This is a genomic window from Bacillus canaveralius, assembly GCF_002860125.1.
Lineage (GTDB): Bacteria > Bacillota > Bacilli > Bacillales > Cytobacillaceae > Bacillus_BJ > Bacillus_BJ canaveralius.
Window position 1 is genome coordinate 1 of sequence record NZ_PGVA01000024.1, and the last position, 25,499, is coordinate 25,499.

Consider the following 25,499-nt stretch of genomic DNA (forward strand, 5'->3'; position numbering starts at 1 on the left):
ATCTGTTTTGTGGCAGAACGGAACCCTCAAAGCCGAGTTTTCATAGAACTTTTTACACTACCCTTTAAAATCATCTTTACGAAAAGAACACTTCTCCGGTATGCTTACAATAATGAATGGAAGAGGAGGCTCGAACATCATGAAAAGAACGCTTACTCTTTTGCTTCTTTTAACAGTCGGCATTGCGGCTGCATTATTTATCGCGTTCCACAATTCCACTCCCCCTGAGGCACTTTCATATGACGATGATCAGGAAGGGCTGAAAGATCAAATTGTTTTTAAGTTCAGTCATGTCGTCGCGGAAAATACACCTAAAGGTCTGGCAGCCAACAAGTTTGCTGAACTTGTCTACGAAAAATCAAATGGAGATATAAAAATAGAAGTTTTTCCAAATGGAAGCCTTTATTCTGATATCGAAGAGATTAATGCCCTAAAAGAAGGACAAGTCCATTTTATTGCACCTTCAACTTCAAAGCTTGGAATGCTCTCCCCCAAGTGGGGTGTACTAGACTTACCCTTCGCGTTCCCAGATCACAAAGCTATCCAAGCAGGCTTAAACGGCAAAATTGGCGATCAATTGCTCCAATCATTGGAGAAAGACGGATTGAAAGGACTTGCCCATTGGACAAACGGATTTAAACAAATTACTTCTAACAAAAGGCCTGTTTACAGTCCTGACGATCTCAAAGGACAATCGTTGCGAATTATGCAAAGCAAAGTGATCCAGGCGCAGTATGATCTACTGGACGCCGATGCCCATCAAGATTCATTTAATTCTACTTACCAGTTGCTTGAAGCAGGCCAGGTTGATGGAGAAGAAAACACGATTTCAAACATCTATTCAAAAAAATTTTATAACGTGCAAAAGCATTTGACAATCAGTAATCATGGTTATTTAGGTTATGCCGTGATGATGGATCAGCAGGTTTGGAAACGACAATCAGAAAAAACGCAGCAAATCCTGCTTGAAGCAATGGAAGAGACCACGGCCTGGAATGAACGGCATTCTATTAAACTGAATGAAGAGCAACTAGAGCTGATCAAGCAACATTCATCTATCGAAATTCATGAATTAACTGAAACACAAAAACAGGAATGGATCAACAAACTCGATCCGGTGTATGATGACCTTGCACCATATATCGGCAAAGAATTAGTAGAGGACATTAAAAAATTGAGGAAGCAATACGAGGCTGACGGGACTTAAGTTGACCAGAATTTAAGATGCTCGGCCAGAAAAAAATCCTGAAGGAGATAGCATTTTTTCCTTCAGGATATTATAATCATTCATTTTTCACTTTGTTGGTCGATGTAAACTGGATACCCAACAAATTTAAAATCCTTTCCAACTGAAATGATGCTGGCATCGGAAAGTTCAATGGCATCTCCCATCTTATCAATGCCTGCTCCCTCGAGAAACGTCGGGGCTTCCCGTCCGCCGACTAATTTTGGGGCGATGTAAATAACGGCTTTATCCACTAATTTATTTTCAAGAAAAGCAGCGTTTATCGTTCCTCCACCTTCAATTAATAAAGAAGAGACAAGCTTTTCTCCCAATGTTTGAACTACATCGACCGGGTTTACATGCGGGGATCCTGTTGTTGGCCAAACCTTGATCCCTAATTCTTCTAATATTTTTCGCTTTTCTTCATCATAATGCTCTGCTGTAAAAATCCATGTCTCAGCCTGCATATCTTTGATGACTTTAGCATCTAACGGAATTTGTAAAGTTGAATCCAAAATGACGCGAATCGGGTTTCGTCCATTAGGTATCCTTGTAGTCAATTCTGGATTATCCTTAACAATCGTGTTAATACCGACAAGTATCGCCATATTTTCATTTCTAAGCTGGTGGACATCTTGCCTGGCTTCTGCGGATGTAATCCATTTGCTGCTCGAGGAGTACGTAGCAATTTTGCCATCCAGGCTGATTCCTGATTTAAGTGTGACAAATGGTTTTTTCTCGACAATGAACTTATTAAACACTTCATTCATTTTCTTTGATTCTTCCGCGCGTACCCCGGTAATGACTTCAATACCAGCATCTTTCAGGATGCTGACGCCTTGCCCGGAAACAAGTGGATTGGGGTCAAGCGTTGCAATCACCACTGTTTTAAGGCCCGCGTCAACAATCGCTTCCGCACACGGTCCTGTCCTGCCATGGTGGGAACATGGTTCGAGGGTGACATAAATGGTCCCTCCCCTTGCTTGATCTCCAGCCATTCGAAGCGCATGAATTTCGGCGTGCGGTTCCCCTGCCTTTAAATGGGCACCTATTCCAACTACGCGGTTGTCATTAACAATAACTGCTCCCACTAATGGGTTCGGGTCGGTTTGCCCTTTCATTGCTTCGGCGTTTTTTAAAGCCAAATCCATATAGAAATGATGATTAGTCATTTGGGCAAGTTCCTCCGTCTTCGATGTGGCCGGAGCGCTCTACCTTCGTTTTCAGATAGTTCTCGTTAAACTCGGATTTATCTCCCCATAAAGGTGTTCGGCCAGAAACAGGCAATCCGGAATTTCTTAATGCCTCGAGCTTTTTAGGGTTATTTGTGATCAACGTAACCGGTTTTGTACGCAATGCCTTTAATACGCGAATGGCATCATCGTAGTTTCGCGAATCATCGACAAAGCCAAGATGTAAATTGGCCTCGACAGTATCGTAGCCATTTTCCTGAAGGACGTAAGCTATCGCTTTACTGAATAAACCAATTCCCCTGCCTTCATGGTTCGCTAAATAAAATAGCGCTCCTGTTCCATTTTCGACGATCATTTTCATCGACTGTTTGAGCTGGAAACCGCAGTCACAGCGTTTACTTCCAAAAATATCCCCAGTATGGCAAATAGAATGCATTCGAATCATCGCATTATCGGAGTATTCAAAATCTCCATAAACAAGCACGCTTGACTGTTGAAGTTCGGCCAGATTGGACGATGATAGTTTATCAATTATCTGCTGATAATCCTCGGTTACTTCGTTGCATTGCAGCCAGCAGTACCACTGAAAAATGACCGTTTCGCCGTATAAATTAACCGGGAGCCGGATCGGCCCGACTAAGTAAATCGCGCTATCCTCATTTGTTTTAATTAATTGGATTTTATCTTCTAAAATAGAAAGAACTTTTGATTCAAGTTCGGTTTGTTTCACAATGTCATTCCCCTTTTTTGGTTAGTGTGCGAGAAGATGTTCTATTACATGTAATGATTTTACCAAAAGATTGATAACATATAAAAAAAAAGGAATTACCTGTGGTAACCCCTGGATTTTTTTTATTTTCACTTTGCTCGCGTTACTGCGTCTTCATAAGCCTGGACGGCCAGTAAAAGAGAACCGGTAATTCCCGCATTATCGCCTAATCCGGGACTGACGATATATTGTTCGATATCGCTCGTCAATTCCGGGACAACTACATAGTTATTTAAAAATTGCTGAAGGTATTTATTTATGATCGGAAAAATTTGCTTCTGCTTCATAACGCCGCCGCCAAGAATGATTTTTTTCGGCGAGAGGATCAGAATGTATTGCATAAGAGCCTGGGCGATATAAAAGCCCTCCAGCTCCCATACTTCCTGTTTGTTTTGCAAGGATGCCCCTTTTTCTCCCCAGCGCTCTTCAAGAGCTGGACCGGCCGCCAATCCTTCAAGGCAATCATGGTGGTATGGACATTTTCCTTTATATATATCATTTTCATGGCGCCGGACGAGGATATGCCCCATTTCCGGGTGCGAAAGACCTTGCAGCAGCTTACCTTGCATGATCGCACCTGCTCCTATTCCCGTTCCGACCGTGATGTACAAACAGCTGTCCAAACCCTTTGCCGCTCCGAGAGTTGCTTCCCCCAAAGCTGCAGCATTCACATCCGTATTGAATCCGATTGGCACCTGAAAAGACTCGCGAATCGTGCTCACAAGCGGGTAATCCCGCCAAGCTGTTTTCGGGGTGGTCGTAATATTCCCGTAAGTCGGACTGTCGTGATTGACGTCGACAGGACCAAATGATCCGATGCCGACTGCGCTCAGCTGATAATTTTTAAAAAATGCAATAACCTGTTCCATCGTTTCTTGCGGAAAGGTAGTTGAGACAGAAATTCTCTCAACAATATTTCCCTTTTCATCGCCGACAGCACAAATAAATTTTGTACCGCCTGCCTCAATTCCTCCAAAAAGCATGGTTTCTCCTCCTAAAACGCTGTTTATTTGCAATGGTTTCTATTAACTCTGTTAATGTTTATTTTAAAGGAATTTGCTGAGTTTTCCTATGTATTCAAGTGAAATTTACTCAAGTTGAAAAACTTATGAAAAAATTAGTAAAAGTCATCTGGACTATCACCGGCTGAATACTAAATATTTTTGTCCCAAAAAATTGGCAATCGTGTACAGAGCCGTGCCGATCAGGATGGCCAGCTCTTTTTCCGAAGAAATAATAGTGCCAAAAATGCTTTGCATAATTGTCCAGCCGGCCAAAATATCAGCAGTTCCATAGGCTAAAAAATAGCAGGCCAGTATGATGAGGAGGAAACGGGGCGCGCCCTTCCTGAACGTAACCGTGCTTTGGAAGGTAAATGCCCTGTTTAAGGTAAAGCTTATCACCGCTCCGAGACTATTTCCGATAAATGTTGCGATCCAGTAGGACTGCTGCAAGAGGTTCATCAGGATGAACATGACCGACAGGCCGATGATCGTGTTAATGATGCCAACAACCAAGAAGCGCAAGAACGGCTTAATTTGTTTCAGAGAGTGTTCCAAAATCACGGCCAAATGTCTCCCCTTCCTCTCTATCCGTATTTTTCAAATGGTCCGGCAAGGGCAGGTTGTAAAAGTCAATATCAACTGAAAATTTTGGGCGCCGCTTTGATTCTTTATATATCTTTCCGATATATTCGCCGACGAGCCCAATGGCAATTAGCTGCAGGCCGCCGATCAGCCAGATCGATGTAATTAACGATGTCCAGCCGGTTTTTGTATGTCCCATGAATTTTAGCGTTAAAAAATAACTGCCAAAAATGAGGCTTACTAAAAAAGAAGTACAGCCAATAAAAAGCACAAAGCGGATTGGTGTAACGGAAAAAGAGGTAATCCCGTCAAAAGCGAAAGCAAGCATTTTCTTTAAAGGGTATTTCGTTTCACCGGCAAGCCGTTCTCTCCTGTCATAGTAAACGGAGGCAGACCGGAAGCCAATCATGGGGACAATTCCCCGCAAAAACAAATTCACTTCATCAAACCGTTCAAGCTCATCAAGGGCCCTCTTGCTCATTAAACGATAATCGGCATGATTATAGATTAAGTCAACACCCATTTTTCTCATTAATTTATAAAATGCTTCAGCTGTAGTCCGCTTGAACAGTGAATCCTTATCGCGTTTTTTCCTGACTCCATACACGACATCAAAGCCTTCATCAAACTTTTCGATAAATTCCCGGATCACGGAAATATCGTCCTGCAAATCAGCATCAATCGAAATCACACAATCAGATCTATCCTTTGCTGTAAACAGGCCCGCCAGCAACGCGTTTTGATGGCCTACGTTTCGGGACAATTTTAAGCCGCGGATTTGTTCGTTTCTTAAGCCTTCCTTATAAATCATCGGCCATGTGCGATCCTTGCTTCCGTCATCGACAAAAAGGATTCTGCTTTTATGTGAAATAAGCCCTTCCATGATCAAATTTTTTAATAATCCGCCCAACTCGGAAATCGTGTATGGTAAAACCTCTTCCTCGTTATAACAAGGTACAACGATCGTCAAGATTGTTTGTTCCATTTATGGTCGTCCTCCTGTTGATAAATTAACTTTGTATAAGTAAATTTTCCAGGCTGCAGTGTCCGATGTAAAAACCTTGTCCAGCTGTAATTGATTTTCAAGCGCATTATCGATCGGAAGTGCAGAGAGGATGTATCTGCCGCCCATTTCTTTAAAAGGTTCAATGTTTAACTCGAGGGTATCGAGCCGCTTTTTTGAATCCTTTTTAAACATATAATGCTTTCCGAGCTCGTCCGTAAACAGATAGCAGCGCCCGCCCCATTCATCAAAATAAATGCGAATCGTTTTATTTTTTGCCAATTCTTGCTCGATTATTTTTCTAAACTGATATTTGTATTCGAGAGGATAAAAATTATTGTATGTATCAAGAGTGTAAAATCCATTATATTGCGGGATAGCCGGGTGAATTCCAAGGCTGGCAACCCGGTAATCCTCAAGGGGCGAGTTAATATGCTCCTTTATATCGCTGAATAAGTCTTCGGCATAGAATTCTTTAACAGAGGGCTTTGACTGATAGATGATTTCATCATTAAAAGCGGCTAACAATAGTATCTGTGCGACAATAAAGAAATGAACGATTGATTTCCATCCCTTTAAGTACGTCCAAATGATTTTCAATCCTAAAGCAAACCCCATGTAAATGACGAGCGGCCTCAAAAAATGAAATCTGGCAAAATTAAAAGTATCCATAAAGTGAAATCTTTCTGTAAGCGGGAGCCAGCCCTTATAAAACCAGAAGGCATACCATGCGGAAAGGGCAAAATTCAAGGCGAACAAATAGATGAAAATTTTTTCCTGCTTCCAGAGCCTCTTTTTTACCACAACATAAACGGAGATCAAGGTCACCGGCAAAATAATTAAGCCATGGACTGTCATTACATGCGTATGCCCGAGGACAAAATTTTTAAAAGTTAACCGAATCGCCCGCCACAGGGACAATCTTGCATGAAAATATTCATCCCGGCTATTTGGTTCATTATCAAACAGAAATGAATGGACAAGCCGATATTCGACAATAAAATAGATGAAGGCCATATAGGCAATCGCAAGGAGAAAAGGGAGATTGAATTCTTTTTTCCTGAAAAGATCGATCACCCAAAGCACTCCGATTGAAAACAGGAAAAAGAAAAAACCTAAAACAATGCTTGAGTAAAACGGCAAAAGTGTGAGCGTCAGATAATTCTTCCATGACCTTTCCCCGTTCCGGATATTTAAAAAGGCCCACAACGCGAGTGGCATCCCCAACGTACTCAGCATACCGGAAGGCCAAAAAGGGGTGAGTGAAAAAGCCAAAGCCGTCCCAACGGTGATCCAGGCCATGTCGGGGCTTTTGATAAAATGCTTTTTAAGAAGAAGGTACATGCCCAGAAAAGCAATGACCCTTGTAATCGTTTGGCTTAATGCATAAGCAACCATCGTTGGAAATAAGACAAAAAGCCAGACTATTACCGTAAACTCCGAGCCAAAAGCATTACGCGGTAGCCCATTTATAATTTGGGGAATCACAGCGTCAACAGAGCCAAATATTTGTCCGCTCCTTGCCAGCACCTTATACCAGGCAAGGTTTGAATCCAAATTATCATGCACCCTGATATGGGCATTTTCACCCAGCAAAAATAACGGCGAAAGATAAACAGCTAAAATAAGAAAAGCAAAGAGGATTAGTCTTTGCTCTTTATTATTTGTCATCATGGACAAGTACAACACCTCAAGAATCGATAATTAACTATAATTTTCGCAATAGCGGTCAATTCTATTCTTAGGAAAATGAAGCTGTTAAAGCATTTTATTAAGATAATTTCTTTGAAAATAACAAAAAACTCGTTTGATCACACAGTTCAAACGCTATTTGCTTAATCATCGGCTTTAACCTTTCAATATATAGTTCGGAGGATTTAGATACTAAGAACCAAGTTTAGTGATTGGCTCGGATTACAACTCGCTTGTTTGTAATCCGGAGGATGAAATTACCTATTCCAATTATGGGGATGCAGCCGCGGCGGTTATTTTAGAAATGACCGAAGAAGATACCGGGTTTATTGACTCAATTTATTTTACGAATTCAGTAAGCCGCAAGAACATTATGTATCCTGAAAACGGCTTATCCAACGCGTTACAGGACCGTTCAGACGGAAAGTATATTAAATGGATCCCATTTGACGGCACTGAAAGCATGCCATATGTTTATGAATCGTTTGAAAAACTGATGGGCAGATACAATTTAATGCCGAATGACATTGGAGCATATTGCTTATCTCAATTTGCCCTTGCTAACATTAAACTCATCCAAAATAAATTTGATATTGATGATGAAAAAATAGTTTACGTCGGAGACAGATTCGGCTACACCGGGACAAGCAGCCCGTTTCTTGCTCTTCATGAAGGGATAAAAAGCGGCCGCATCAAACGCGGTGACCATTTAATATTCTGGACAATCGGTGCAGGCTACCAGATCATTACCATGCTTTATAAATATTAATTGAAATCCCCCGCTTAAGCTATGCGGGGGTTATTGATGCTGCAGGGCCGTTGATAATCTTCTACTCTTCAACTTTCAGAGTTATCATCTACTTCGGCCAGTTGACAGTGAACTCTTTCTGCCATGTCATCAACTTCGGAGGGTTTATCATCATCTTTCCAGGATATATCGTCAACTTCGGTCATTTTATCGTCAACTTTCCGATAAATCATCAACTTAAGATGGTTTATCGTCAACTTTCCAGGATATTTCACCAACTTCAGTTATGTTATCATCAACTCCTCTGACTTATCATCAACTCGCATACTTACTTGGCAAAACGTTTAATTATAAAAGCAATTGCAAAACCGATAATCGTACAGGGAAGGATGCTGGCTGCCAGCATGCCGAGTCCAATCCCATACCATGGATTACGGATTACTGCCACAGCAAAACTGGCGACAAATATTGTAACTGAGTAATAGTAAACTGGATCGCAAATAAAACCAAAAAAATTGGAGAACCGTTTTGTCATGGTTCTCCAAATTAAGCATCCTTAAAATTTTTATAGCTTACTTGATTCGAATTTTGACAGAGTTAAGCGTCAGTGCCTTATTCCTGAATGACGATGGCTTCGAAACCGGCTTCTATAGCTTTCCCTGCTAGCTGATCCGCGTTTTCCCGATTGGCGAATGCGCCGATTTGCACTTTATAGTATCCGTCGCGATAGCTTATATAGGTGTCGAATCCTTTTTCCTCTGCTTGTGCAGCTAACTGGTCAGCATTAGTGCTTACAGTAAAGGCGCCGATCTGGACCCTATATAGCGGCCCGGCCAGATTTTTTCGCACCAGCCCGAATGAGCGGACTAATCCATTTACATGGCCGCGCGCGATTTGTTCAATAAATGATGATTGTTTAAGCTTTGCAGCATCCGATGTGTTGTCGATAAAACCGTTCTCGGTTAATACGGCCGGCATGTTGGACTCACGGAGGACATGAAGGTTCGCTTGTTTCTTTCCACGGTCGCGGTAATCAACTTGTTTAAGAACCTCCTCATGAATCAAGTTCTGGTAAGTTGTCGTCGGCGCACCAAGTCCTGGAAAAATATAGTCTTCGTAACCAGTCCCGCCTCCAGCATTAACATGAATAGAAAGATAGAAATCTGCCCCCCAGTTATTCGCCGCATCTGTGCGCTGAGTAAGGCTCGTCGTTTGGTCACCTGTGCGGCTCATTAACACAGAAATTCCTTCGTATTCATTTAAAAGAATATCCCTTATTCGGGAGCTGATCTGCAAAGTGAGGTTTTTCTCTTGCATTCCATTTCCCACTGCACCAGGGTCTGTTCCACCATGACCGGGATCTATGAAGATTTTTGTCACTTTTTATCACCTCATCCTATTCTATGTATTTCAAAATAAACTGGTTGTACATTTTACATAGGATAAATACTCAATTTGCATTAGATGAGGATGGGTAATAACTGGATTGAAAATCATAGAGTGCTTTCGCGGCGGGGGAAATTGGCTGATAAGTACTGGATTGAATTAAAAGCCAGTTACTTTTACATCTTTAACTAAAATAATGCCGGGCCGGCATGCAAATGATTCAGTTTACTTCCACTTCATGTATAATATATTTATCAAATGCTTCTCTTTTCGATGTTAAAATTGATTTTCAAAGGGATATTGCAACAGATGGTGGCAAATTGGGAAAGCTGTGTATGTTTTAAGAACGATAAATTCATGTGATTTGGGGTTACTAAATAAGATGAAGTTTAAAAAAGCTATACCTAATTTATTTACGCTAAGCAATTTATTTTGTGGTTTTTTATCGGTGTTATTAACTGCTCACGGCGACACAAGGAACGCATCAATACTGATTTTGATCGGGATGATGCTCGATAGTATGGATGGACGAATCGCGAGAATGCTAAAAGCCGAATCCGAAATCGGAAAAGAGCTTGATTCTCTGGCTGATATTGTCACTTTCGGCGTTGCGCCTGCGATTCTCGTCTATTATGTATCGTTTTCTCAATATGGATTAATCGGAATGATTATAGCCGGTTTGTTTCCTTTGTTCGGGGCGTTCAGGCTGGCGCGCTTTAATGTCAACGCAAGAAGCTCTATCTATTACTTTACCGGTGTCCCAATCACCGCAGCAGGCGGTTTACTAACGCTGGTGGCAATCCTGCACCGCTGGATTCCCGATATCCTGATCAGCGTCTCCTTCATGGCTTTATGTTTCTTAATGGTCAGCAAATATAAAATACCAAGCTTAAAAAACGTTCCCCTTCCGAAATACGGAACGATAGTCACAGCGCTGCTCGGATGCCTTATTTTTATTATTTTTAAAAATCAGCAGCAAGAAATGCCTTATTTTATTTATATCGCAGTCCCCCTCTATATCGGTTTTATCGGCTACCGTCTGAAAAAACGCCGGGATAATGGCGGGAAAAATCATAAGAGCTAATCGATGAGATACGCAAAAGAACCGCACCCGGAAATTTCGGTGTAGTTCTTTTACGGTCTTTATTCAACATTCTTTAACGACTCGAACCGAAGTGTACTGGAACAACAATAGATTGGATTGGCTTCGGCGTTAAAAATTTGGTAAATACTCGTACTTGACCTTATCGGCTCTAAACAATATAATTAATAATGTTTTCAACTTATATGTCCCAGTAGCTCAGCAGGATAGAGCAACAGTTTCCTAAACTGTAGGTCGGGAGTTCGAATCTCTTCTGGGACGTTAACTCATGCGGGAAATTCCTTTATTGATAAGGAATTTCCCTTTTGTCATTTTGTTTATAAATCCATGTAATAAAAGGAAAAAAATTTAAATTAAGCTTTTTTCTACAATTTATGTTATTATATCCCTTAGGGCAAATTTTACGAAAGTAAAAGACGCAAAGCCACGGGCCTAAAGCATTGAGTTGTCATGGCAGCCGGGTTGCATAAGTCACATACTTGTTTGTTCGATCCCTTTCTAATTTGCCTAAATTAGCTAAAAAGAAGGGTGAAAAATGTTTTATCCAACCGTTTATAGTAAGGAAAATGATCAAAGGCACATTGTAAAAGACAAAAACATCTGTGAATGTGGATTCAAATACAATGGTTTTTCGACGTTTATCATGCGCGACTTTAAAAAGATTCAATTTAAACATGTTAAAGAAATAACATGCCCAAAGTGTAAATCCGTCTTAAAACAATAAGATGGATTTTTTCATTTTCCAGAGGCTATTTCGCCAAACTTCCCATTGGCCCGAAAAATTCAAAGTGAATTTTATCTTCACGAAAGCCTCCTCCGCTTATTAAAACAACTGGATTTAACCGGTCAGAATGTAAGATAAAGTCACCGGCTGGTGCACTTACTTGCAAAGTGTCTCCCTCTTCTACTTGGTTGTGAAGATAGTTTGAGACGATGCCATCAGGTGCTTTGTTTCCATCTTCACGTTTAACTGAAATACGGTAATAATCTTTTCCAGGTGCATCGGCGAGGCTGTATTGGCGAATATGGGTGTAATTTTCCCCGTCAATATTGAACTGAAGGCTGACATATTGACCCGGGATAAAATCTGCGATCTCCGCTCCGTCCGCTGCCTTTAAATAGAAAGAGGTAATGACATCACTTTCCTTTACTTTCTCTGTTACCATGAAGCTGCGGAAATCTTTTCCATCCGCCTTTCTGGCTGGACGCTTCGGCATACATGTCAAATTCAACACTTATAAATGCATCAGCTTTTATTGCATAGGCTCTTTCCCAGGCATGGATGATTTCCGGAGTTGCAGCATCACCTAAAACATCCTGAATCGCCAAAAGAAGGTGTTTCCCGACTATTGGGTATTGTTCCGGTTTAATCCCAATGCTGCGGTGTTTATGTGCTATTTGCTTCACAACCGGGATAATCGCTTCTAAATTATCGATGTACTTTGCGGCTGCATAAACAGTACCGGCTAAAGCCTTCTGCTGTCTGCCCTGTTGCTATTGTGAACGCAAAAAACTCCCTTCATTGTAAAAAGGGAGTTTTTCGCATTCCATTAACACACTGAATCTGTCGATTTTGGGACTGTTAATCCAAACAGCGGACGGATAAATAAAGCGAGCAATGTTCCGAGCATTGCCATAACCATCCAGACCCAGCCATGGAGGCTGAAGGATGCGATCCCGCTGAAGTAAGCCCCGATATTACAGCCGAAGGCAAGACGTGCTCCATAGCCCATCATAATTCCGCCTACGATAGAAGCTGCCGCCACTCCCGGTTTAATTCTGCCGGGTTTAAAGGTACCTTGTGCTGCCGCAGAAACAAAAGCACCAAGAATAATTCCGAAGTTCATTACGCTTGTCGGATCAGCCAACACGGTATTGGCAAGTGCGGCACCGTTTGGTCCCGAATAATAACCCCAGCTCGTCACATCAATGCCCATTGCCATCATAGCCTTGCCGCCCCATAGTGCAAAGGCGGAAGTGATTCCCCATGGATTTCCGCGAATAGTTAAGGTTAACGCGTTTAAAACAGCTAAAACGATTGCTGCTGTAAAGAGCGGCCAAGAACCGCGAATAATCTTTTTCCAGCCTGTTGTGGTCGGAAGCGGCTTCATCATCGGCGGATTTTTCTTTTTCGCAATTTGAACTGTTACCCAATAAATAAGGGCAAACGCCACCAATTGTACAAGCAGCGCACCGAAATAGCCGAGACCGGTCGATTGCGCAAGGGAAATCGCTGGCAGGGAAGGCATATCCTCCATCCAGAAAGTGAAATGGTAGGCTCCGAGCACGGATCCTGCAATAAAAGCCAAAAGCGTTAATATCATTGATGACGAACCGCCACCAACTGAATATAGGGTACCAGAGGCGCAGCCGTTGCCGAGCTGCATGCCAATTCCAAAAATAAATGCCCCAAATAAAACACTGACACCTACAGGTGAAACGTTCCCGGAGGGTGCGACACCAGTGAAGCTAAAACCTGTGCCAAGAATAATCGCAAATAAAGTCGATGCGACAGCAAGCATGAGCATGTGGGCTTGCAATCCCTGAACATTGCCGACTGACATTAAGCGCCGGAATGCCGATGTGAATCCAAATCGGGCATAAAGCAAAGTGATTCCCAACAAAAGCCCAATTACAAATAAAGTACCTTGTGTCCAGTTCGTTATAGAAACAATCATAATAAATAAAATAACTGCTGCAAAGACACCTAATGCCACAAGTGGCTTTTGCATTGGACTGAGGGTTGTCACAAAAGTTGTCGACTTTTTATCCCATTCCAATGAAGGAACTGTTGAAGTTTGTGCCAATCTAATCTACCCCTTTTCTTACCAGTTTACTTGGTTTTGTTGTTTAACTATTTCATACTATAACGATTTGAACCAATTGTAAACCAGTTAGCTTTGAGTCGTAATAACTAAAATTTGTATAAATAAAGAAGGAGCAACCGCAACAATCCGGCTGGCTCCTTCTTAAGATATATTCTACTATTTTTTGTCGTCATCGAGGTAGTTCTCAATTTTATATTCTTTTTTTCGCTCTTCCAGCCAGGTTGGATACTCGGTTTGAAACTTTTGATCATAGAGCAAATCGCGTATCTCTTCTTTATGGTCCTCTAAGCTTGCTTCTTTTGCCGCTTTTTTATCAAGCACTTGAATGAGATGGAAGCCGTGTTCAGTCTTAACCGGCTCGCTGATTGCGTCAACATCGAGCGAAAAAGCAGCCTCTTCAAACTCAGGAACCATATCTCCCCTTGCAAAATAGCCCAAGTCACCACCGGACTCTGCATTTGTCTCATCCGTCGAAAATTCCTTTGCCAGTGCAACGAAATCTTCGCCGGCGTTAAGCTTTGCTTTTACTTCTTCAGCAGTTTTCTGGTCCTCTACTAAAATATGCCGTGCTTTAACCTGTTCTTCTTCAGCAAACTGGGCTTTATTTTCATCGAAATACGTTTGCATCTCTTCTTCTGAGATCGCAATTTTGTCCTTGAGTAGCTTTCTTGTTAATAAATACATATCGATTTCTTCCTCGATACTGGCTTTTGAAATCCCGCTCATTTTCAGCTGCTCATTAAAGGCTTCTTTGCCTCCGTATGAATCCATAAGAGTTTTGAGTTCAGCTTCCTTTTCTTTGTCGCTTACCGTGATTTTTTGCTTTTTAGCTTCGAGGGCAACAATTTTATTGGAAATCAGTGAATCCAAAGCCTGCTTGCCATATAGATCAACCAGCATCTTATTTAATTCCGCCTCTTTGATCGGTTCCCCCTCCACTGTTGCAACTGCATCATTATTTTTTGAAAAAGCGACTGTAATCACTGCCGCACTCGCGATGATAATCGCAACCAAGATAAAATAAAACTTTCTGTTTCGCAAAACGGAACTCATTTTTCCCCTCCAAATTTTATTTCTATCTTTTATACTTTAACAGGCAATTATGAACAAATGATGACCAAATCCATAAAAAAATGATAATAAACAGGAAGCGGACCTTCGCTTCCTGTTACTTTACTAGTTGTTGCTCGTTAACGTTATTGGAATGGTTTTTAAGCTTCCTGCTTGATAAACTTTTAACTCGATTTTGTCGCCGACCTTAAGATTTGTATATAAGTATTTTCTTAAATCTTTCGAATTTGTAACTTCTGTATCGTTGATCGCGACAATGACATCCTCTACCCGCAAGCCGGCTTCAGCTGCTGCAGAGTCTGGATCAATATTGGCGACGATCGCACCCTTAGTTACGCTATCTGGAACATTTTTCAAATAACTCCTCGGAATTTCTTCTAAATTTGCTAATCCGACTCCAAGATATGGCCGTTCCACCTTGCCGTTTTCGATTATTTCTTCGACAATCGGCAGAAGGTCGTTACTCGGAATCGCAAAGCCCAGTCCTTCTATACCATTTTGAGAAATTTTCAGGCTATTTATCCCGATCACTTCACCCTGTGTATTGATTAGCGCTCCCCCACTATTTCCGGGGTTGATCGCAGCATCTGTCTGGATTACATTTAAATCCCATTCACCTGCTGAAGTAGGGACGGAAATACTTCGATCAACCGCACTGACAATTCCCTGGGTCACTGTCCGGGATAAATCAAGACCAAGCGGATTTCCTATCGCCAGTACTTGATCCCCTGGTCTTAATGTTGATGAATCACCGAATTTAATCACGGAATCGGCATACTTGGCATCCATTTTCAAGACGGCCAGGTCAGTCAAGGCATCTGCCCCGATTAATTCCGCCGTTGTCTTTTCTCCATTATATAGAGATATCTCAATTTCTTCCGCCGCTTCAATCACATGGTTATTTGTGACGATATAAGCACTGTCTTTATCTTTTTTAAAAATAACGCCAGAGCCTGAACCACGTTGGGCATTTTCACGGTTATTTTCAAAATAACCCTGTTGCCCCTGCAGATTTACGATTCCAACGATCGCCTTCGAAGAAGTTTCGACAATATCGGCGATCGAAGTTGATGAATTTTGTGCAGAAGCAGGGACAATATTGCTTGCACCTTGTTCTGTTTCAGTTTTTTCATTGTTCGCCGCTGCTTGGCGATCTTCAGCTAAATCGAGGGTCTGAAGCAGATCCGTATTGGCGGCCAATGTTAAGGTCAGCATTGAGCCTGCCACTCCTGCTGATAACAACGAAAATACATTTTTTATTTTTGACTTGCCAGATATTTTTTTCTCCTTGCTACTATCATTTTCGTGTGAATTTATTTCATTAAAGTCTGTCATGCTCATTTCCTCCTCTATCTTCTAACACAAACATTGTTATGATTTGTTTTTATCATATCCATAATTTATGACGAAATTATTAACAATCTTTGAAGAGAGTTAGAAAAAATGAAGAAGAATTCAAGATGTGTGTTAAATTAAAAATTGCCTTTATCATCCCGATAAAGGCAAAAACAGTATTTTTTCACTCTTCGAATGAAATCCCCCGGCGTTCATCCACGCTGTTTTCGTAAAGGTTGCTGCGGTGTTTAAACCACTCGAACAGATGGGTGATGATGACCTTTAAAATCGCATAGCCCGGTACTGCCAGCAGGATTCCGACGACGCCGAACAAGTTACCAGCCGTTAAGATCACAAAAATGATCGTAATCGGGTGGATATGAAGATTCCTGCCCATAATTTGCGGTGAGATAAACTTTCCTTCTATTAATTGTACAATCGTCCAGACAATGATTAGCTTAAGAAGCATAAACGGGGATGTGACAATCGCAATAATCAAAGCAGGCGTAATCGCGATCGCCGGCCCCAGATACGGGACAATGCTTGTAAAAGCAGCAATAAGGGCTAATAAGGATGCATAATCGAGCCCAATCGTTAAGAACCCGATAAACAGCAGAATCCCAATGCAGAAGCTGACGATGATCTGCCCCCTGATATAGGAACTGATTTGATTATTCATTTCCTGCATCACCGTTGCGGTCTGTTTGCGCAGCGACACAGGCAGCAAGCTGCGGATATATTTTGGCAGCTTATCTCCGTCCTTCAATAAGTAAAACAAAATGAATGGCAGGGTAATGACCGCTAAAATAAAATCCTTAACTGCTCCGACAAAGCTCCCGATCCCTGTCCACGTATTTTCAATTAGTGTCGTTGCCTGGCGGGAAAGATTATTGGATAAATCAGCTACATTTATATTTAATGTCCTTTGCGCCTGATTAACAAATTCGCTGCCAAGTATTTGTTTTGTCATCGATTCAACATCCCTGGCATATTGCGGGAAGCTATAAATGAGGCTCAACACCTGGTCGCGCAGGAACGGGATTACCGATACAATTAAAATCGTCAGCACCCCAATGATGATAAGAAATAGCATGAGAATGGAATAAACCCTTTTTATCTTAAATTTCTCCAGGAAATCTACAATTGGATTCAATAAATAATAGACAACAGCAGTCATAATAATGGGCAGCAAGACCGTCTTTAATAACACCACAATCGGCGTGAAAATAAATGATACTTTCATATAGACGAGAATATTCAACCCAATTAACAACAGAATCAACAAGAAAAGCACGAATCTATTATTCAGGACGAACCTGCGGAAAACCCCCATCCTTGTCTGACGGACATCCATATGTAATTCCCCATTTCTTTAAAAAGCACTACGATTTAAAAAGTTGTTAATCAATCGCCGAGCATTGTTGAAATGTTTGTAATAAGGCGCCCCTAAAAGGGACCGCCTTATTACTTTTCCGGCCAGCTTATTTATCAGCGGGAAAAACAACCCCGACCTGGCGTCGGACCTCATCGAGGATTTCGATAACTGCCGCAGAGTTTGCCAGGGAATTTGTTTGAGATTCTGTCTGTCCGCTTTGAATTAAGTCAATAAATTCCTTCGCCTCATAATACATTGAATTTCGATCCTGATTCCGCGTAATATTTTCAACAGAACCATCCCGATAGTGGATTTCTGCTTTTTCGGGAATATTGATCTTATCAATCACAATATTGCCATTTTCACCCTGGATTTCGGCGGGAAGAGCAGAATTCGTTATTTTTGAATACATGATCACTGCATCCATGTCTTTATATTTGAGCACCAAGCTGCCCTCACCGTCGACTCCGGATTCAAGCAGCAGTCCGGTTGCCTTCACTTCATCCGGTTTGCCAAACAAAACAACAAGCGGATAAACGCAATAAATGCCAATATCCATGATCGCCCCGTTCGAAAACTCCGGTTTAAAGGCGTTTAAAATGTTCCCGGATTTGTAGGCATCATAACGGGATGAGTATTGACAATAACTCGCGAAATACCTTCGCGCTGTTCCAATTTTGGTGAGGTTTTCTTGTACAGCTTTAAAATTCGGGAGCAATGTTGATTTTAAGGCTTCCATCAGCAGCACCCCGTTTTTCTTTGCGGCCGTCATCATTTCTGCTATTTCCTTACTATTTGAAGCGATCGGCTTTTCACATAAAACGTGCTTGCCATGATTCATGAATATGATCGCCTGTTTTCCATGGAGCGAGTTGGGACTTGCAATATAAACCGCGTCAATCTCCCCGCTGTCCGCCATGCTTTCTAAATCAGTGAAAGTATGGACAACGCCAAATTTCCTTGCGAATTCCTTTGCCTTTTCCTCTGTCCGCGAATACACCGCAGTTAACACAAAATCCTCTACTTCGCTTGCCGCTTTGATAAATTCTTCTGTAATCCAGTTTGTCCCAACAACGCCAAATCGCACCATTTCAGTTCCTCCTCGGAATAATCAATATATGTAAGGTCATTCAATTATAAGAATAACAGGTTCTTTGCTATCTTTTCCACCTCTGCAGTGAAAAGAAAAAGGAAAAACCTCCGGTATGTGCTGAAGGCCTCCACTTCAACCATATATTGTCCAATTTACCAGCAATATAATGAAGAATAATAGCAATGCTCTAGCAAATGAATCTTAGGTGAATGAATTTCACAAGGTAAATTAATTGAAAACAAACAGATATTTAAAATGTAGACAACTCCATTCTTTTTTCCGTTTAGCTTATTACATTCAAATTATAAATTAGATACAATTATCTTATTGAAGCTTTTCGTCAATAATGTGTTCATACTATTCTTTTGAGGTGAGAGTGCTTGCAGCAGCATCTTTATTCGAATTTTTTACGTCTGCCGCTCCTTATCCGGATTTTGATGATCGCCCTGCTTGTGATCGTTACTTTTGGCGCGATTATTCATTTGATCGAGCCGCAAAATTTCCCGTCTATTTTTGATGGAATTTGGTGGGCAATTATCACCGCTTCGACTGTGGGCTATGGTGATTACGCACCTGAAAGTTTTTGGGGAAGAATCGTCGGCGTCCTGCTTATTCTCGTCGGTGCAGGTTTGTTATCGTCCTATTTTGTAACGATTACAGCGACAACCGTGAAAAAGCATAATGAATATATCGATGGAAAGGCCGTATATCGGGGCATGGGACATATTATCATAATTGGGTGGAATGAACGGTCAAAGGAAATCATTCAAAGTATTTTAAACACTGACAAACATATGCAAATCATTTTAATTGATGAGACATTGCAAAAAAAGCCTTTATCAATGCGGCAACTTCATTTTTTAAAGGGGAGGGCCAACCAAGATGAAATACTGCATAAAGCCAATATAAATGGCGCTGGAAAGGTGTTAATTACAGCTGATCAAAATAAAGATGAGCTTCAGGCAGATATGAATTCAATTTTAACTCTGCTCTCGATAAAAGGGATTCGTCCCGAGCTGACTTGCATTGTCGAGATTTTAACGTCGGAGCAAGTTGCCAATGCAAAACGCGCCGGAGCCGATGAAATAATCCGGACAAATAGCCTGACCAGCTTTGTGATGATCCACGGCCTCACCTCCCAGGAAAAAATGGGCTCGATCCTCGAGTTGCTTAGCCAGCTTGAAGGAAGCAGACTTACCTTCAGCGGAGTAACGGACCAATTGATCGGCAAAACATTTATGGATGCTGCGGCAGAAATGCTCGCTAACGGAATATTAATCGTGGGGGTAAAAAGAGGCAAAGAAACATATATTAACCCTCCCCATCCGTTTACGATTGAACGTAACGATCAGCTGCTTGAGATTGTCAGTTAACCACATCAATTCCTAATCTGCAAACAAGGTTGATTCCAACTCATTCACGAGTGATTTTCCGATATCAACATACTTTTCGGGAAAATTTGCGTCTTTATCGACAGGTTCGGAAAACTGGTTGAAAGCTGCTGTCATATTGCCCGTGACGGCATGGTCATCAATACCCTGCTGGTATTTATGTGAAAGAAGGAACGGCCTTCCAATTGCCACGGTGCAGCCATTTGAATCAAGCTGGCCATCAATAGCCCGGAATGGCACGCGTAAAAACTGATAGCCGTCATCATCAATTTTATAATCAAACGAGCCATGGTCATAGTCCCAGCCACTGCCAATCGTATAGCCGAGCGGCTTTAGCATCCTTTCAAGCTTAAATAAATCAAAATGCATTCCCTCGGCTTTGGACGGTATTTCTATCATGAAAAATCCACCCTCTCGGAGTTTTCCCCTTAGGTTCTCCAATCCGGTGGATTTCATAATCTTTTCTAGCTTCGTGTTTTTTGCAGTGAAACGTTATTTTAAGCGTTTTTCAAGCTCCGCTTTCTTCTCTTCAAAACCTGGCTTGCCAAGAAGCGCAAACATATTCACTTTGTAAGCTTCAACTCCTGGTTGGTCAAATGGATTTACCCCCAATAAATAGCCGCTCATTGCACAGGCCTTTTCAAAGAAATAGGCAAGATAGCCAAAAGTGAATTCATCCTGCTTCGGAATGGATACAATTAAATTTGGAACGCCTCCATCTGTATGGGCAAGCATCGTCCCTTCAAACGCCTTGTTGTTGACGAAATCAACACTTTTACCGGCAAGATAATTCAAGCCGTCCAAGTCGCTGTCGGCCGCTTCGATCGTAAGTTCATGGCGCGGTGTCTCAACCTTAATGATCGTTTCAAACAGGTCTCGGCGCCCTTCCTGTACATATTGCCCCAGCGAATGAAGGTCGGTAGAGAAGTTGGCTGATGAAGGGAAAATTCCTTTTTGGTCTTTCCCTTCACTTTCGCCAAACAGCTGCTTCCACCATTCTGCGAAATATTGGAGCCCCGGTTCATAGTTGACCAACATTTCAATCGTTTTTCCTTTGTTATAAAGGATGTTGCGCACAGCTGCGTATTGGTAAGCAGCGTTTTCTTCAAGCTCGGAATGGCTGAAATCCTCGCGCGCCTTGGCAGCACCCTGCATCATTGCTTCAATGTCTGCCCCGCTTGCTGCAATCGGAAGCAAACCTACAGCGGTCAGTACTGAGTATCGGCCGCCGACGTCATCAGGAATAACGAAGGATTCGTAGCCTTCTTCAGATGCCAGAGTTTTTAACGCACCTCTTTCTTTGTCTGTTGTCGCATAAATGCGTTTGCGGGCTGCCGCGGCTCCATACTTTTCTTCTAAAAGCTTGCGGAAAATCCGGAAGGCAATCGCCGGTTCTGTGGTCGTACCCGATTTTGAAATAACGTTAATAGAAAAGTCTTTGCCATCGAGCAGATCGATGACATCGTTCATGTATGTTGAACTGATGTTGTTGCCGACAAACAAAATTTGCGGCGTGCTTCTTTTTTCTTTTGGAAGGGCATTATAAAAGCTGTGCTGCAGCATTTCGATTGCAGCCCGGGCTCCCAGGTAAGAACCGCCGATACCAATCACAAGCAATACGTCGGAATCCGCTTTAATTTTTTGTGCCGCTTTTTGAATGCGTGAAAATTCTTCTTTATCATAATCAACAGGCAGGTCAATCCAGCCCAAAAAGTCGCTGCCCGCTCCCGTTTGCTCATGAAGGGAATGATGGGCAACTTTTACCTGATCTCTTAAGTATGTAAGTTCATGTTCGCCAAAGAAACTTAATGCTTTCGAGTAATCAAAACGAACGTGTGTCATATCTGATCCTCCTCGTATTTATTCATTTACCACTTTAACGAATGCTGTTCGGAATATCAAGAAACAGCCGATAATGTAAGCGCGTCCAATTATGACATATTTTTTACTCTTAAAAAAGGACCCAGCAACAATGCTGAATCCTTCCATGCATTTCTTTATAAAGAAGCTCTATATATTGCGAGTACATCCTCGCGGTTCAACTTTTTAAAGTTGCCGAACTCTCCATTGACCATTGCTTTGTCTGCCATAACATCCAACTGGCTGTCATCAATATCATAATCGGCTAAATGGGCAGGAGCGCCAATGCTGTTCCAGAATTCACGAAGCTTTTCAATGCCTTCGAGTGCTGTTTCTTCAACTGTTTTCCCTTCTGGATTGACACCAAATACCCGAACAGCGAGCTGTGCAAAGCGTTCCGGCTTGACCTTCAGATTGTGCTTCATCCAGTTGGGGAACAAAATAGCCAGTCCGCCGCCATGAGGGATATCATAAACAGCTGATACAGCATGTTCAATATTGTGGGTTGCCCAGTCACCGCGATAACCCATTGATAGCATTCCGTTCAGTGCCATCGTTCCACAGTATAGAATCGTCGCCCTGTGCTCATAGTTTTCCAGATCTTCTAAAAGCTTTGGAGCTGTTTCCATAACAGTAATCAACAAAGATTCACACATGCGATCCTGGAGAAGCGTATTTTCCTCGGGATGAAAATAATGTTCGAACACATGTGACATCATATCAACAATCCCGTAAATCGTTTGATCTCTCGGAACTGTAAAAGTATTTTCCGGTTCAAGAATTGAAAATCTCGGGAAGACAGCCGGGCTGCCCCAGCCATATTTTTCATTCGTTTCCCAGTTCGTAATCACCGAGCCGGCGTTCATTTCAGATCCCGTCGCGGCCAATGTTAATACAGTTCCAAACGGAAGCGCGTCTTCTGCAGCTGCCTTTTTTGTAACAAGATCCCATGCATCTCCATCATATTTTGCACCTGCTGCAATAGCTTTCGTACAATCAATGACACTGCCGCCGCCAACAGCCAATATGAAATCAATTTTTTCCTTTTTGCAAATCTCTACTCCTTTATGAACAGTGGACAGGCGTGGATTTGGCTCCACACCAGACAATTCGTGAATATCTGCACCGATTTCTTGCAAATACTTGACCACTCTGTCATATAATCCGCTTCGCTTAATACTTCCGCCGCCATATACAAGCAGAACTTTGTTTCCGTATTGGGGAATCTCATTTTTTAACTGTTCCAGTTGGTTTCTGCCAAAAATTAATTTTGTAGGGTTCCAATATGTAAAATTTTGCAAAATGATTCAGCCTCCTTTTTACTTTATTATCCCCCCTATGTGCCAACAATGCAAAAAAGACGTTTTTCACAAAGCACATTTGGATAAACAAAAAACATAGCCTTGTATGAATAAATTAAGTAAGGCTGTATCACTCTATAAAAGAATCCATTAAAAGGAGGAAACTTCATGAGTACAATTCAACGTATTGCTCTAGTACTTACTATCATTGGTGCGATTAACTGGGGTTTAGTCGGTTTTTTCCAATTTGATTTAGTTGCAGCTATTTTTGGCGGTCAGGATTCCGCCTTGTCACGAATTATTTACGGTTTAGTAGGGATTGCTGGTCTTATCAATCTAGGTCTTCTGTTCGCACCAAGTGAACAAGCTGAGCGTCAAGCGGGAACAAATCCCAGCCGTTAACCTTTAAAAACATAGAGAAAACGCTTTGCCAGAGTTGGCAAGGCGTTTTCTTTGTGTTATGGATCACATTAAAACTTTTTTAATTCGCTCAATCGCCCAGTCAAGATCTTCTTGGCTGATGACAAGAGGAGGAGCAAAGCGAATCACTGTATCATGCGTTTCCTTGCAGAGCAACCCCTCTTCTTTCAACTGCTCACAGTATTTTCTTGCTGGTTCATTTAGTTCGACTCCGATAAATAAGCCCCGGCCGCGAACGTCCCTGATGATTGGGTTATCAATCTCTTTTAGCTTTGAGATGAAATAATCGCCAAGCTTTTTCGAGCGTTCGGCCAAATTCTCATCAATCAGGACATCGAGTGAAGCTACTGAAACCGCACAAGCAATCGGGTTTCCGCCAAAAGTTGAACCATGTGAGCCTGGATTAAATACACCAAGCACATCTTTGTTTGCCACTACGCATGAAATAGGAAAAACTCCGCCGCCGAGTGCTTTTCCGAGAATATACATGTCAGGGACGACGTCTTCCCATTCGCACGCAAACATCTTTCCGGAGCGGGCTAAGCCTGATTGAATTTCGTCTGCAATCAATAAGACATTATTTTGTTTACAAAGCTCATATGCCTGCTTCATAAAGCCCTCCGGCGGAATAATAATTCCTGCTTCGCCCTGTATCGGCTCAATTAAAAAAGCCGCTGTGTTTGGAGTAATCGCCTGTTTGAGCGCGTCCAAATCACCGTAAGGAATTAATTTTATACCCGGGAGCAGCGGACCGAACCCGCGTTTATATTCGTCTTCTGATGAAAGTGAAACAGCCGTCATTGTCCGGCCATGAAAATTTCCGGTGCAGGCAATAATTTCTGCTTTGTCTTCGGCAATGCCTTTCACATCATATGACCAGCGGCGGGCCGCTTTGATGGCGGTTTCAACCGCTTCTGCCCCGGTATTCATCGGCAGTGCCATTTCTTTATTTGTTAGTGTACAAATCTTTTCATACCATGGGCCAAGCTGATCATTATGGAATGCGCGTGAAGTCAAGGTTACCTTATCAGCCTGGTCTTTTAAGGCTTCGATAATACGCGGATGGCGATGTCCCTGGTTGAGCGCCGAGTAAGCGCTTAACATGTCCATATACTTTTTCCCTTCCGGATCTTCTACCCAGACACCCTCGGCTTTTGAAATGATAATTGACAGTGGATGATAATTGTTAGCCCCATATTTTTCAGTTTGTTCGATTAACTCCCGCGTTTTCGTTTCTGTCATATTAATTCCTCCATTTCCCTGTTCACTTAGCCCCGCAAAATAACTGGTCAGTCCAGTGACCTTGTCGATCCTGCGACATATCCCATCCAGTTCATTGTAACGCAGACCGTCTGTTGTTTGTAGATGCTTCGCTTATTTTACCCTATTCTCGGTCGGGAGCACCTTTTCCTGCATAACGAAACGTCCACTTCTTTATGCACTATATTGCTCGCTGGCGAGGCATTATTTTCGTGGATATATCAATTCTTGCACACTTTGGCCGTCTGAAAAAAAGTATAAAAAAAACCGAGATATCCCCGGTTTTTCCAACTTACTTTTTAATTAAATCTTCACGCTGTGACTGCTCAATCCACTCTTCCAGCTTGTCTTTTAACGTATTGAATCCTTGCGGTGATTCTTCTGTTTGCTGTTGCAGAGTAGGCTGGCGCTTACGAGCGGCTTTTTTCGGTTTGGCCTCCTGTTGGACAGGGGCTTCTTCTGTTGCACGGATTGAAAGACCGATTTTGCCTGCAGCTTCGTCGACCGACAACACTTTAACCTTAACTTCATCTCCGACCTTTAAATGTTCGTTAATATCCTTTACATACCCGTGGGTAATTTCTGAAATATGAACAAGTCCCTGGGTATTTTCGTCAAGCGCCACAAACACGCCGTATGGCTGTATACCAGTTACCTTTCCTGTTATGACACTTCCTGTTTCGATTTTTTCTGACATAGAAACACTCCTAAATATAAATTTATTTACTCTTTTTTATACGCAATTAAAAATTATATCACAGAAGGACCCTGTTATCAAAGGGATATTAGGTTTTTTCCACATTTCCGGCAGGATTAAACGCGGATTTCATTCAAAAACCGCACCACTACTCTTTATCGATT

At 42.0% G+C, this 25,499-nt stretch carries 23 protein-coding genes, 1 tRNA gene, 1 pseudogene and 1 riboswitch; of the genes and pseudogenes, 6 read left to right on the plus strand and 19 right to left on the minus strand.

From position 1 onward, the window contains the following. The first annotated feature begins 139 nt into the window (after nucleotides 1–139). A complete protein-coding gene (locus CU635_RS09895) occupies nucleotides 140–1,207 on the plus strand; it encodes a TRAP transporter substrate-binding protein (RefSeq protein WP_101577209.1) in 1,068 nt (355 codons plus the stop codon). 80 nt (nucleotides 1,208–1,287) lie between these two features. Here the strand turns inward: CU635_RS09895 and ribD are convergent, their stop codons facing one another. The 6 genes from ribD to CU635_RS09925 all read right to left on the minus strand — a co-directional run bounded on the left by ribD (nucleotide 1,288) and on the right by CU635_RS09925 (nucleotide 7,450). Continuing rightward, complete coding sequence (gene ribD / locus CU635_RS09900) at nucleotides 1,288–2,397, minus strand: bifunctional diaminohydroxyphosphoribosylaminopyrimidine deaminase/5-amino-6-(5-phosphoribosylamino)uracil reductase RibD (protein ID WP_101577210.1); 1,110 nt, start codon at nucleotides 2,395–2,397, stop codon at nucleotides 1,288–1,290. Further along, entirely contained in the window at nucleotides 2,390–3,148 is a 759-nt protein-coding gene (locus CU635_RS09905) for a GTP cyclohydrolase II (RefSeq protein ID WP_101577211.1), read from the minus strand. Before CU635_RS09905 ends, ribD begins: the two co-directional genes overlap by 8 nt. Nucleotides 3,149–3,276: 128 nt before the next feature. Continuing rightward, entirely contained in the window at nucleotides 3,277–4,170 is an 894-nt protein-coding gene (locus CU635_RS09910) for an ROK family protein (RefSeq protein WP_101577212.1), read from the minus strand. 156 nt (nucleotides 4,171–4,326) lie between these two features. Next, complete coding sequence (locus CU635_RS09915; RefSeq protein WP_245917402.1) at nucleotides 4,327–4,752, minus strand: GtrA family protein; 426 nt, start codon at nucleotides 4,750–4,752, stop codon at nucleotides 4,327–4,329. Continuing rightward, a complete protein-coding gene (locus CU635_RS09920) occupies nucleotides 4,721–5,758 on the minus strand; it encodes a glycosyltransferase family 2 protein (protein WP_101577214.1) in 1,038 nt (345 codons plus the stop codon). The genes CU635_RS09915 and CU635_RS09920 overlap by 32 nt, the downstream gene beginning before the upstream one ends. Continuing rightward, the gene (locus CU635_RS09925) at nucleotides 5,759–7,450 is read right to left on the minus strand and encodes a DUF6044 family protein (protein WP_101577215.1); all 1,692 of its coding nucleotides are present in this window, start codon (nucleotides 7,448–7,450) and stop codon (nucleotides 5,759–5,761) included. Between the two features lie 226 nt (nucleotides 7,451–7,676). Between CU635_RS09925 and CU635_RS09930 the strand changes: the two genes are divergently transcribed. Beyond that, entirely contained in the window at nucleotides 7,677–8,237 is a 561-nt protein-coding gene (locus tag CU635_RS09930; protein ID WP_101577216.1) for a 3-oxoacyl-[acyl-carrier-protein] synthase III C-terminal domain-containing protein, read from the plus strand. A 307-nt stretch (nucleotides 8,238–8,544) separates the two neighbouring features. Here CU635_RS09930 and CU635_RS09940 read toward each other — a convergent pair whose 3' ends face one another. Both CU635_RS09940 and CU635_RS09945 read right to left on the minus strand, forming a co-directional pair. Then, nucleotides 8,545–8,751: a hypothetical protein gene (locus tag CU635_RS09940; RefSeq protein ID WP_101577218.1), complete on the minus strand. Its 207-nt coding sequence runs from the start codon at nucleotides 8,749–8,751 to the stop codon at nucleotides 8,545–8,547. Nucleotides 8,752–8,828: 77 nt separating this feature from the next. Further along, a complete protein-coding gene (locus tag CU635_RS09945; RefSeq protein ID WP_101577219.1) occupies nucleotides 8,829–9,596 on the minus strand; it encodes an N-acetylmuramoyl-L-alanine amidase in 768 nt (255 codons plus the stop codon). Between the two features lie 388 nt (nucleotides 9,597–9,984). Between CU635_RS09945 and pssA the strand changes: the two genes are divergently transcribed. After that, a complete protein-coding gene (gene pssA, locus CU635_RS09950) occupies nucleotides 9,985–10,686 on the plus strand; it encodes a CDP-diacylglycerol--serine O-phosphatidyltransferase (protein ID WP_101577220.1) in 702 nt (233 codons plus the stop codon). A gap of 205 nt (nucleotides 10,687–10,891) precedes the next feature. Beyond that, nucleotides 10,892–10,965 (plus strand) — tRNA-Arg (locus tag CU635_RS09955). Nucleotides 10,966–11,087: 122 nt separating this feature from the next. Further along, nucleotides 11,088–11,174, plus strand: a riboswitch (cyclic di-GMP riboswitch). A 342-nt stretch (nucleotides 11,175–11,516) separates the two neighbouring features. Here the strand turns inward: CU635_RS09955 and CU635_RS09965 are convergent. The 6 genes and pseudogenes from CU635_RS09965 to CU635_RS09990 all read right to left on the minus strand — a co-directional run. Further along, nucleotides 11,517–12,198, minus strand: a pseudogene (locus tag CU635_RS09965) (FAD-binding oxidoreductase); the annotation flags it as partial. A gap of 56 nt (nucleotides 12,199–12,254) precedes the next feature. After that, on the minus strand, nucleotides 12,255–13,436 hold the full coding sequence (locus tag CU635_RS09970) for a YeeE/YedE family protein (RefSeq protein ID WP_101577453.1): 1,182 nt from the start codon (nucleotides 13,434–13,436) through the stop codon (nucleotides 12,255–12,257). Between the two features lie 252 nt (nucleotides 13,437–13,688). Then, complete coding sequence (locus CU635_RS09975; RefSeq protein ID WP_180956528.1) at nucleotides 13,689–14,585, minus strand: peptidylprolyl isomerase; 897 nt, start codon at nucleotides 14,583–14,585, stop codon at nucleotides 13,689–13,691. Nucleotides 14,586–14,708: 123 nt separating this feature from the next. Further along, nucleotides 14,709–15,938, minus strand: coding sequence for a S1C family serine protease (locus CU635_RS09980; RefSeq protein ID WP_101577222.1), 1,230 nt, complete (start codon nucleotides 15,936–15,938; stop codon nucleotides 14,709–14,711). Nucleotides 15,939–16,122: 184 nt separating this feature from the next. Beyond that, on the minus strand, nucleotides 16,123–17,292 hold the full coding sequence (locus CU635_RS09985) for an AI-2E family transporter (RefSeq protein ID WP_101577223.1): 1,170 nt from the start codon (nucleotides 17,290–17,292) through the stop codon (nucleotides 16,123–16,125). A 127-nt stretch (nucleotides 17,293–17,419) separates the two neighbouring features. Then, nucleotides 17,420–18,403, minus strand: coding sequence for a Gfo/Idh/MocA family protein (locus tag CU635_RS09990; protein ID WP_101577224.1), 984 nt, complete (start codon nucleotides 18,401–18,403; stop codon nucleotides 17,420–17,422). Between the two features lie 383 nt (nucleotides 18,404–18,786). On the opposite strand from CU635_RS09990, the gene CU635_RS09995 reads away from it, so the two are divergent. After that, nucleotides 18,787–19,779 (plus strand): potassium channel family protein, encoded by a 993-nt coding sequence (locus tag CU635_RS09995; protein ID WP_101577225.1) that lies wholly within the window; start codon nucleotides 18,787–18,789, stop codon nucleotides 19,777–19,779. Between the two features lie 12 nt (nucleotides 19,780–19,791). On the opposite strand, the gene CU635_RS10000 is transcribed toward CU635_RS09995, so the two are convergent. The 3 genes from CU635_RS10000 to CU635_RS10010 all read right to left on the minus strand — a co-directional run bounded on the left by CU635_RS10000 (nucleotide 19,792) and on the right by CU635_RS10010 (nucleotide 22,958). Continuing rightward, complete coding sequence (locus CU635_RS10000) at nucleotides 19,792–20,196, minus strand: YugN-like family protein (protein WP_101577226.1); 405 nt, start codon at nucleotides 20,194–20,196, stop codon at nucleotides 19,792–19,794. Between the two features lie 93 nt (nucleotides 20,197–20,289). Then, nucleotides 20,290–21,639, minus strand: coding sequence for a glucose-6-phosphate isomerase (locus CU635_RS10005; RefSeq protein WP_101577227.1), 1,350 nt, complete (start codon nucleotides 21,637–21,639; stop codon nucleotides 20,290–20,292). 155 nt (nucleotides 21,640–21,794) lie between these two features. Beyond that, the gene (locus tag CU635_RS10010) at nucleotides 21,795–22,958 is read right to left on the minus strand and encodes an iron-containing alcohol dehydrogenase (protein ID WP_101577228.1); all 1,164 of its coding nucleotides are present in this window, start codon (nucleotides 22,956–22,958) and stop codon (nucleotides 21,795–21,797) included. Between the two features lie 168 nt (nucleotides 22,959–23,126). Between CU635_RS10010 and CU635_RS10015 the strand changes: the two genes are divergently transcribed. Continuing rightward, on the plus strand, nucleotides 23,127–23,360 hold the full coding sequence (locus CU635_RS10015) for a DUF378 domain-containing protein (RefSeq protein WP_101577229.1): 234 nt from the start codon (nucleotides 23,127–23,129) through the stop codon (nucleotides 23,358–23,360). A gap of 63 nt (nucleotides 23,361–23,423) precedes the next feature. Here the strand turns inward: CU635_RS10015 and CU635_RS10020 are convergent, their stop codons facing one another. Continuing rightward, nucleotides 23,424–24,620: an ornithine--oxo-acid transaminase gene (locus CU635_RS10020; protein ID WP_101577230.1), complete on the minus strand. Its 1,197-nt coding sequence runs from the start codon at nucleotides 24,618–24,620 to the stop codon at nucleotides 23,424–23,426. Nucleotides 24,621–24,930: 310 nt separating this feature from the next. After that, nucleotides 24,931–25,335, minus strand: a complete 405-nt coding sequence (gene yugI / locus CU635_RS10025; protein WP_101577231.1) for a S1 domain-containing post-transcriptional regulator GSP13 — start codon at nucleotides 25,333–25,335, stop codon at nucleotides 24,931–24,933. Between the last annotated feature and the right edge of the window lie 164 nt (nucleotides 25,336–25,499).